The organism is Brooklawnia sp., assembly GCF_032229645.1.
Taxonomy (GTDB): Bacteria; Actinomycetota; Actinomycetes; order Propionibacteriales; family Propionibacteriaceae; genus Brooklawnia.
This window is the reverse complement of the sequence record NZ_JAVTWX010000109.1, coordinates 1,669-11,344: the sequence shown is the minus strand read 5'-3', so window position 1 is coordinate 11,344 and position 9,676 is coordinate 1,669. Positions and strand designations below refer to the sequence as shown.

General features: G+C 63.7%; 7 protein-coding genes and 1 other RNA gene. All 8 read left to right on the top strand.

All coding sequences use genetic code 11. The features are described 5' to 3' along the window. The coding region (locus AAFP05_RS08110) for a prealbumin-like fold domain-containing protein (RefSeq protein WP_341729354.1) at positions 1-1,367 on the top strand (1,367 nt) is incomplete at its 5' end. Positions 1,368-1,441: 74 nt separating this feature from the next. Next, positions 1,442-3,187 carry a SpaH/EbpB family LPXTG-anchored major pilin gene (locus tag AAFP05_RS08105; RefSeq protein ID WP_341729353.1) on the top strand — a complete coding sequence of 582 codons (1,746 nt, stop codon included), beginning with the start codon at positions 1,442-1,444 and terminating at the stop codon, positions 3,185-3,187. Between the two features lie 85 nt (positions 3,188-3,272). Next, positions 3,273-4,259, top strand: a complete 987-nt coding sequence (locus tag AAFP05_RS08100) for a class C sortase (RefSeq protein ID WP_341729352.1) — start codon at positions 3,273-3,275, stop codon at positions 4,257-4,259. Further along, positions 4,256-5,203 (top strand): class C sortase, encoded by a 948-nt coding sequence (locus tag AAFP05_RS08095; protein ID WP_341729351.1) that lies wholly within the window; start codon positions 4,256-4,258, stop codon positions 5,201-5,203. The genes AAFP05_RS08100 and AAFP05_RS08095 overlap by 4 nt, the downstream gene beginning before the upstream one ends. Before the next feature lie 320 nt (positions 5,204-5,523). Further along, complete coding sequence (locus tag AAFP05_RS08090; RefSeq protein ID WP_341729350.1) at positions 5,524-6,696, top strand: LuxR C-terminal-related transcriptional regulator; 1,173 nt, start codon at positions 5,524-5,526, stop codon at positions 6,694-6,696. Between the two features lie 177 nt (positions 6,697-6,873). Next, complete coding sequence (locus AAFP05_RS08085) at positions 6,874-7,797, top strand: universal stress protein (RefSeq protein ID WP_341729349.1); 924 nt, start codon at positions 6,874-6,876, stop codon at positions 7,795-7,797. An 87-nt stretch (positions 7,798-7,884) separates the two neighbouring features. After that, positions 7,885-7,981: signal recognition particle sRNA small type (ffs, locus tag AAFP05_RS08080), an RNA gene on the top strand. Between the two features lie 43 nt (positions 7,982-8,024). Next, a partial coding sequence (locus AAFP05_RS08075) for a DNA polymerase III subunit gamma and tau (RefSeq protein WP_341729348.1) occupies positions 8,025-9,676 on the top strand: 1,652 nt, incomplete at its 3' end.

Sequence of the window (9,676 nt, the reverse complement as noted above, 5' to 3'; positions counted from 1 at the left end):
GGAGAACCCTCGTCGACCTCGCCGATTGCAATGACCCGGGTGGCCTGAAGCTGCAGAAGGACTACGAAGGCCGTGTCGCAGACACCGACAACGTCGAGTTGAAGATCACCCGCAAGGATGCTCCTAATACGTCGATCGCCGGCGGCACCGTCACCACCAACGGGCCTGCCACCGGCCTGCAAAACAATGCCGCCGCAGTGGCCATCGGCGTCCCGGACAAGACGTACGTGCTGAAAGAGACTGCCAAGAGCGGCACGACCGCGCTGGCCAACTACGACACAACGTTGGAATGCGTCGACAAGACCCACGGCAATGCTCCGGTGCCGGTCACCAGAGTCGGTCAAGGCGAGTATGAGCTCAACTTCCAGCAGGTGCCGAACAACGATGGCCAGTTGCTGGCCAACGTGGTGTGTACCTACACGAACACCCCGAACGGCACTCTCGATCTGTCCAAAGAGTTGGACGGCGACCGGGCCGACGACGCGGACCAATTCCGGGTGCGCATCTTGGCATCGCCGAGCAAAGCCGTAGCCAAGACAGTCACGAATCAGGACGCCATCGCGACCACCACCGGCACCGGTGACGAGATCTTGACGGGCACCACCGAGAAGGTACGCGCGCAGACTGTGGTCAATTCGTCGACCAAGGAGCAATCCACCCAGGCCTACACATTCGACGAACTCGGCTGGAAAGGTGGCAAGCAGACCGATTCGGTGCTGGACAACTACCCGAACGCGACACTCAGCTGCACCGACTCCGCAGGCATCCAGCCCGCCGATGACTTGCCCGATGGCATGCTACTGGCCGACTTCACCTCCATCACGCCCAAGCCGGGCGCCCAGATTTCCTGTGTGATCACCAACAGCGCAGGCAATAGTCAGTTCCATGTCGAGAAACTGGGCCAGAACTGTGACGTGAGCGCCGCCACCTGCAATCTCGATGGTGCCGAGTTCGCGCTCTACGACACCGACCCGAGTGCGGCCGGCGCGATGCCGATCATCGACGGAATCTCTGCTGATCCCGATGACGGATCGGTGTTCATCTCGAAGAAGCTGCCTAAGGGCACCTACTGGGTGGTGGAGACCAAGGCGCCGGATGGCTTCACGTTGCTGCCGGAACCGATCCAGCTCACCCTGACCTCCGAGGGCATCACCTTGGCCAAGCCGGATTCCGGACTGGCCGTAGTCAAAGATGGCGATGCGCTCACCATCCAGGTCTTCGACGTGACTCCCGCGCCGCTTCCCGAAGCGGGTGGTCCGGGTCACAGCCTCTTCTACGCGGTGGGTCTGCTGCTCCTGGCTGCAGGAGGCCTCTACTACCAAATGACTTCCGGTCGCCGAGCGATCCCGCTAAGGACGCGCTCATGACCGGCAAGACGGGACTCGCGGCCGCGATCTCCCGAGCAAAGCAATCAGATCGCACTAATCAAAGGAGTGAGAGAATGACTCAAAAGTCGTTCCGCCTTGCCGCGGCTGCTGTATCCGGCTTGGCCATTACATCCCTGGCACTCGGGACGCCCGCCGCGTTCGCCGATGTTGGGGATCAGACCAAGGTGGACGGCGTCAGCCAGGCTGCCTCGAATCCGTCGCTGGTCAACGGCGACGCCACAGTCCAGCTGAATATCGAGAAGCATTTCGGTGCGACCACCGGCCAATCGAACAACGGCACCGCCGAGACAGTCACCACGCCGAAGCTGCAGGGCGTCGTCTTCGACGTCTACCAGGTGGTCGGTGTGGATCTCACCACGAATGCCGGTTGGGATGCTGCTGCTGCTGCAGAGGGCGTTCAGCCGAATGCGGCCCTTACCTCGGTGGTCATCGGTGGCCAGACCTATTCGTTGGTCAAGGTGCAGAGCGTCACCACGGACGCCACAGGCACCGCTACCTTCACCAAGGCCAACGGTGTTGGTCTCTACTTCGTCAAGGAGAACTTGGGGTCGTCCACAAGCATCATCAACCTTGCTGACAACTCGCCGGTGGCCGCGTCGACAGTGACGCCGTCTTCGCCGTTCTTCGTCACGTTGCCGATGACCAACCCGACTGATCTTGATTCATGGATGTATGACGTTCGCGTCTACCCGAAGAACCAGGCCGACTCGATCACCAAGACCGTGAACGATGAGACCACTTATACGGTCGGCAAGGCGATCGAGTACACCCTGAAGTCCACCATCTCCCCTATCGAGAAGCTTGGCTACTACTACATTTCCGACAACAACGCCTACGTCACGGCGAACGGGGTCAAGCTGTCGATCGCCGGCGATAACACCGACATCGCGCTGAATGGGTGCGGCGCCGGCACCGGCACCGCTCCGTGTGACTACTATTTCTGGCTGGACGCCGATGACGCGACCGATGGTAGCCAGCTCAAGGTGGTCTTCACCGATGGAGGCCTCGCGAAGTTGGAGGCCGCTAAGAAGGCCGATGGCACTGCCCAGGTGGAGACGGTCATTTCGGGTACGGTGAACTCTGTTCCCGACGACGGAGCCGTCCCGAACACGGGTAGCTTTATTCCCAGCAGCGACTGGTACTACAGCAATGGCGGCGATCCGACGAATCCGCCGGTGGTCCCTCCGACCACTCCCCCCGATCCCGAGAACCCGGTCACTCCGCCGGTCGACCCGCCGACCATTCCCTCGGAAACTGTGAAGTCGTACTTCGGCAACATCACCATCAACAAGCTGCTGACCGGCGGCGCTGCCACCGACACGGCTGTGGGTGCGACCTTCGCGGTGTACGTGGATCCGACGCCGCAAACTGCTTGCGACAAGAGTGATGTGGCCGCTCCCAACGCACCGCTGATGGAGCAGGCGATCATCAGTGGCAACACGGTGACCTTCGCGCCGCTGCGGGCGTCCAACTGGGCAGACAACGCAGCGCTGGCCGATTCAGCTGCCCCTGGCTGGATCCAGTACTGCGTGGTGGAGACCGAGGCACCTGACGGTTACAACCTGAACGCCGAGCCGTTCACCGCGACGATCGACTACAAGACCGGTAACTCGACGCTGACCCGCACCGCGGCCGTTCAGATCACGGACGAGAAGTCGAATCTCGGCAACCAACTGCCGCTGACTGGCGGCGCTGGCATCGCCGGGCTGAGCCTGGCCGGCCTGGCCCTGATCGGTGGCGGCGCTGGCTACTATGCGTTCACTTCGCGCAAACGGCGCGAGGAGAGTGCTACTGCCTGAGTCTGCCGGGTCTAGGTGACCGGTAAACCCGAGCGAGTGACTGGCGGGGGGCGAGTCTCCCCGCCAGTTGCCCTATTAGATGACGATGACGAATCGGACGAGCTGTGATGGTGCCCGGCTCACGCAGAGCGCTCGCCGGCGAGCGTTGGCCCAGCGCTTGATCGCCCTGCTGCTTATCCTCGTGGGTACGGCGGTTTCTTTGTGGCCGGTGGGCGAGACGTTTTACAACAACTGGGTCGCGACGACTGCGGTGGACGACTACTCGCAGTCGATCACGGCCTCCGATGCCGACATGCTTTCGGCTCAGCGGCAGACGGCTGCCGGCTATAACGGCGCGCTGATGCCCGCCATGCTGACCGATCCCTGGTCGGACGCTCAGGAGGCGACCTCGGTGGAGCACGACGACTATCTGAACGAACTGGCCGGTTTTGGCGCGCTTGGCCGCATCCGTATCCCATCTCTTGCTGTCGACCTGCCGATCTATCACGACGCTACCGGCCGTTCGCTGGCGCTGGGGGCCGGACATATGTACGGCACCTCGCTGCCGGTTGGCGGGGCCGGGACGCACGCGGTCATCGCGGGCCATACCGGATCGACAGCGCGAACCTACTTCGACCGGCTCAACGAGGCTGTGATCGGCACCACATTCTTCATAGACAGCGCCGGTGCAACGCTGGCTTATCAGGTCGACAAGATATCGGTCGTATCGGCCGACGACTTGAGCCTCATTCAACGCCAGGACGGTCAGGATCTGGTCACGCTGGTGACGTGCATCAATGGCAGCGCGGGTGAACGGCTGCTCGTTCGCGGCACTCGCATCCCGCTGCCGGAGCGCACCACATCCGAAGCCCCGGCGAACAGCGAACCCGCTTCGACCGACCTCAGCATCGTCGACTGGATGTGGCCGCGGCTGGGAGTCGGTGGGGCCGGCGTGCTACTGGTGCTGCTCATCAGTAGCTCATGGCTGCGGTCCCATCGCCGAGTTGTTCCGGCATTGGCGCGCGAAACTGCCCAGGCCCCGAACCATCTAGAAGGTCCCGAAAATGACGTTCAGGAAGATGCCATCTCATGAGTGTTGCCACCGCCGAAAAGAATCCCGACGCTCCGGCCCCGCGCCGCGCCAGTCCGAGCGGCGGGCGCCGTCGGGCACGCTGGCTGGTGTCGGTTGTGCTTGTCCTGGCCGGTATCTTCGTGCTGCTCTACCCGGTACTGGCTACCCAGTACAACAACGCGAAGCAGCGCGAGTTCTCTGACCAGTACAACAACCAGGTGGAGTCGGCCGCCCCCGACGCGCTCGCTGGCGAGCTTGAGCGGGCCCATGCCTACAACGAAACGCTCAGTGGCGTCCCCATCTTGGATCCTTATCTGACCCGCGTATCAGAACCTGACGAGTCGGGACCCTACGAGCAGTACCTCGGTGTCCTGGCTCGTTTCGATGCGATGGCCCGCGTGCGGGTGCCCAGTGCCGACATCAACCTGCCCGTCTATCACGGCACGAACGACGACGTGATAGCCAAGGGCGCCGGCCACCTTTATGGAACCTCGCTTCCGGTGGGCGGGGCCGGTACTCATGCCGTGCTTACCAGCCACACAGGGATGACAAATGCAACTCTGTTCGACCACTTGACCGACGTGCGCGAAGGCGATCTGATGTACGTCGATGTCTATGGCCAGACGCTGGCGTACCAGGTGGACACCATCAAAGTGGTCCTGCCGACCGAGATTGACGACCTCGATGTCGTCCAAGGCGCTGACCTGCTCACGTTGTTCACCTGCACCCCGTACGCAGTCAATACCCATCGGCTGCTGGTCACCGGACACAGAGTGCCCTATGACCCGACGCTGATGCACTCCCAGGATGAACCGGCCGTCTCGGTATTCAATCTTGAGCCGTGGATGATTGGCCTTCTCGTTGGAGCGCTCCTGGCTGTGGCGTTGGTGGTCTCCATAGCCGTGCGAGAAGCCCGTCTCAGAGCCTCAGCACGCGATCAGGCGAGTCATGGGATAAGACAATGACAGATCAACCAGAGACTGCCGGAGTGCGTCCCGCGAGTAACCTGCTGCCACACACGGTAGGCATTATCCTCGCCAGCGGTCTTCCTGGGGAGCCGCGCCCTCCGCGCTCGGCGATGGACGCGGTTCTGGGTGCACGTATGCGTCCGTCCAGGGCACGGCCCTCAGAATTCAGCGCAGGCTACTCCGCAGCGTTGAGCTGGTCGTTGCTCCACTCCGGACGCGCGGCAGAGGCGGCCGACATTGCCGATCGGGAAGGCATGCTCGCGCTTCACCGGGTTGCGGGTGTGGCGTCGCCCATCACCCAGTCTGCTTGTTATTCGATGCTGGCGATGACCTACTTGCTCAACGGTAAGCTCCGGGCGAGCGTCGCGTGCAGCCGCTTTGCGCGAGATTACGCGATCGAGAGCACAGATGATAGGTGCTTGTTTCGAGCCTTGGGGGTACTCTCCGCCGCGCTTGCTATGAGTGGCGAGATCAATAGCGCCGCCGAGTATGCCGATGAGGCGATCCAACTTGGTGGTCCGAGGGGATGGACAGCCCAGTACCAGGCGGGGCCACTGCTTCTCGGATCCGTTCTGATCCGTGCCCGCAGAGCGGACGAAGCAGGAATGGAGCGGGACTGCGATGTCCTTGCGCGAGCCGGCGACGACGATATCATTTGCCGCTGCGTGGCGCGCTACTGCAAGCTGATCCTGCAGTCGGTGCGACGAAATAACCGGCAGGTGATAGCCATCTCGCGTCTTATGACGCAGGGCTCGGACGCTCCACTGTGCCCACCCTATTTGCGTGACCTGGCCCTCGCGATGGAATCGATGGGTCACGTCAGCCTGGGCGAGCCAGGGGCGGCGTTGACCACCCTGAACGGTCGGGTCTCTCCTTCTGAGCACGCCGTGTGCTTCGAGTTGCTGCGGGCGACCGCCTATCTCCAACTCGGCGAGTATCGCAAGGTGATTCGCTCCAGTGAGGCCTGTGTGAGCAGCGAGCGCGATCACAACATCGGCACGCTGGTCTCGGTGTTGCTGCGCCGGGCGTTGGCACATGAGGCGCTCGGGCTCCACGCCGCCGCCGACTCGGAGTATTCGAACGCGAACCATCTCGCCTACGAAAGTGGCTTGCTCTCCGCCACCTTGGGGATGCCGGTCCCCGGGTTGCGGGCGCTATTCGACCGGATGACAGCCAACGAGCCGGAATTTGCCGCCCAGGTGGCCGATCATCTGCCTCGGGATTACGAGTACCCGGATCCTGCGGGCCTGAGCTTCGAGCCGGTCAGGCTGACGGAGCGAGAGACAGTCGTGGCCGAGTGGCTCCTCACGGACCTGGCGCTGCCCGTGATCGCCGCCGAACTGGGCGTGTCCATCAATACCGTTAAGTCACAAGTCAGCTCTCTGTACCGCAAGCTCGGCGTGTCATCGCGTGCAGATGCTGCCGTCGAGCTACGACGTTCGGGAGTGTGCCAGCCGCAGAAGCGAATCAAGCGCCAGAAAGACTCGTGACGCGCTCGGCTGCCGCAGCTGGCCTGTCCATTCGCGATCGTGCCGCGTTGGAGGAGGGATTTGATGGTCGAAATGGCGGTGAGCTTCTGTCAAGTCGCTCCTGCCCGACCGGGTCCGCCGATAGGATCGAAAGACGCTAGCAAAGACGATAGCTGGTAGACGACGTAGGAGGCCGTGATGAATGCAGAGCTTCAGACCGCAGGTCGATTTGTTGTTGGAACCGATGGGTCGGAGCGGGCAAACAAGGCTGTGGACTGGGCTGCCGAGCGGGCGCAGGCGCGCGGCATTGCGTTGCTCGTCCTTGATGTGATCGCCGAGGTTCCGCTGCCCAGTCGAACTCACGCGCTCAAGGCGATGGCTTCTGGACCCGACTACCTCGAGCACTACAAGGCGCGTGCCCAGCAACGTCTCGATAAGGTCCTTGCGCAGGTGAGAGAGAAGTACCCCAACGTGGAGGTCGCGGGTCAAGTCGTCCAGGGAAATCCGTCGTATGTGCTGGCAGAAGCATCCAGGGATGCGTTCCTGGTCGTGGTCGGAGCTCGCGGGCAGGGCGCGCCGATGTCGGTGAAGCTGCTGGGTGGTGTCTCGGACGCTGTTGCGACCCACTCGCACGGACCGATCGCGGTGATCACCGACGAAGCCATTGAGAACCCGGGCGGTCCGGTCGTGGTCGGCGTCGACGACTCGCCGGCTGCGAAGGGGGCCATCGCGTTCGCCTTCGAAACGGCGCATGCCCGCGGGGTCCCGCTGGTCGCGATCAATGCCTGGGATTTCGGTGCCTATGACGCCTACAACGCCGATGTCTGGGAGTTTTCGATCGACGAGATCACTGCCGGCCTGAAGAAGATGGTCGAAGGTCAGCTCGCGGATGGCAAGGCCAAATATCCCGAGGTTCCAGTTGAGGTCCGGGTGATCCGTGGGCGTGCCGAGATAGCACTGGTGGACGAGTCCGCCACTGCAGGCCTGGTCGTGGTGGGCTCGCGTGGCCGCGGCGGTTTCGCGGGTCTTTTGCTCGGTTCCACCAGCAAGCATGTGCTGCGCGAGGCGCATTGCCCTGTGATCGTGACCCGCGGCGAAGTTCCGACGCAGACAACCATCTGAGTTCGGCTGAGCTCCAAGGACATCCCGGTAGCATGCGTTGCCGGCCCGTATTTGGCGTACGGACCGGCAATGCACGTACTATGGACGTTAGGTCCCCCGCGCGGCGGTAACTCGCCCAACCCCCCCAGGGTCGGAAGGCAGCAAGGGTAAGTGAGCTCTTCCGGGTGCGCGGGGGGCCCTTTTATGCCCAGTATGAAACTGTCGGCGGCTCAGCATAGGCTTGCCGGGTGGACGACGACCTTGGCTTCGACGGGGATAACCTCGCCGATGATCCCGATGATCTCCTGCTTTTCGAGCAGGAGGGCCCTGGCCTGTTCGACGAGCCGCTACCCGAGGCCGAGCCCGCCTGCGATATCGCCGCCACCAATCAAGATCTGCCCGAAGAGCCCGTCGCTCCGCCGGCCCCGCAGGCGAAGGTTGTCGAGCGTCCGCCGGCGCCGCTGGCGCTCTACCGGCGATATCGTCCGGATACCTTCGCCGAGGTCATCGGGCAGGAGCATGTCACTGCGCCGCTCTGCCGCGCGATCGCCAACAACAAGGTCAATCACGCTTATCTGTTCAGCGGCCCGCGCGGCTGCGGCAAGACAACCAGCGCCCGCATCCTGGCGCGCTGCCTGAATTGCGAACAGGGGCCGACGCCCACGCCGTGCGGGGTTTGCGACTCCTGCGTCCAGCTGGCGACCGGCGGGTCGGGCAGCATCGATGTCATCGAGATCGACGCCGCGTCCCACGGTCGGGTGGACGACGCCCGCGAGCTGCGCGACGGCGTCTACTTCGCACCGGTGGCCAGCCGCTTCAAGATCTACATCATCGACGAGGCCCACATGGTGACCAAGGAGGGCTTCAACGCTCTGCTGAAGGTCGTCGAGGAGCCGCCCGAACACGTCAAATTCATCTTCGCCACGACCGAGCCCGAGAAGGTCATCGGGACGATCCGCTCGCGTACCCATCACTATCCGTTCCGGCTGGTGCCGCCGCGTACTCTCACCGCTTATCTGGAGAAGATCTGTGCTGAGGAAGGCGTGGACGTCGAGCGCGGGGTGCTGCCGCTGGTAGTGCGCGCAGGGGCAGGCTCGGTGCGCGATTCGCTATCGGTGCTCGATCAGTTGCTGGGCGCGGCCGATCATGGCCGGGTCAGCTATTCGCAGGCCGCCGGACTGCTCGGATACACCCCCGACGCGCTACTGGACGAGATCGTCGATGCTTTCGCCGCAGGCGACGGCAAGGGGGTCTTTTCGGCGATCGACAAGGTGATCGAGGTCGGCCAGGACCCGCGGCGCTTCGCCGAGGACCTGCTCGAACGGACGCGCGACCTGGTCATCGTTGCCCAAGTGCCCGACGCGATCACTTCCGGGCTGATCGACGTGGCCGATGACCAGGCCGAACGGCTGCGGGCCCAGGCCGCGGCATTGGGTGCCGGAGAACTCACCCGGGCGGCGGAGGTGATCGCGACCGGCCTGGTGCAGATGCGCGGCACCACCGCACCCAGATTGCATCTGGAGCTGATCTGCGCCCGCGTCCTGCTGCCAACCGCGGACGACGACAGTCGAGGCGTCCATGCCCGCCTCGATCGGCTGGAGCGGCGACTCGACATGCCGGACGTGGTGCCCGGACGCCCGGTCGCATCCGCGGTCGAGCCCGAACCTCGCCAGTTCTCGGAGGTGACCGATCTTGCCTCGCGCCGGCCCGCGTCCGCCGATGCACCGACCGGGTCTCCAGGGAAGCAGCAGGAGCCGCCCCACCAGCGTCCCGCCGTCCAGCGTCCGGCCCCGGTTCAGCGTCCCGTAGGTCAGCGTCCGGCGGACCATTCGCCTCAAGAAGCCGATCTGAGTCCGGGGGCTCAGCAGCCCGCCACCCAGGCGCCACCGGACCCCGCCAC

Coding starts and splice junctions, on each gene's coding strand:
- AAFP05_RS08105 (WP_341729353.1), top strand. CDS start 1,442: ATGACTCAAAAGTCGTTCCGCCTTGCCGCGGCTGCTGTATCCGGCTTG.
- AAFP05_RS08100 (WP_341729352.1), top strand. CDS start 3,273: ATGACGAATCGGACGAGCTGTGATGGTGCCCGGCTCACGCAGAGCGCT.
- AAFP05_RS08095 (WP_341729351.1), top strand. CDS start 4,256: ATGAGTGTTGCCACCGCCGAAAAGAATCCCGACGCTCCGGCCCCGCGC.
- AAFP05_RS08090 (WP_341729350.1), top strand. CDS start 5,524: ATGCTGGCGATGACCTACTTGCTCAACGGTAAGCTCCGGGCGAGCGTC.
- AAFP05_RS08085 (WP_341729349.1), top strand. CDS start 6,874: ATGAATGCAGAGCTTCAGACCGCAGGTCGATTTGTTGTTGGAACCGAT.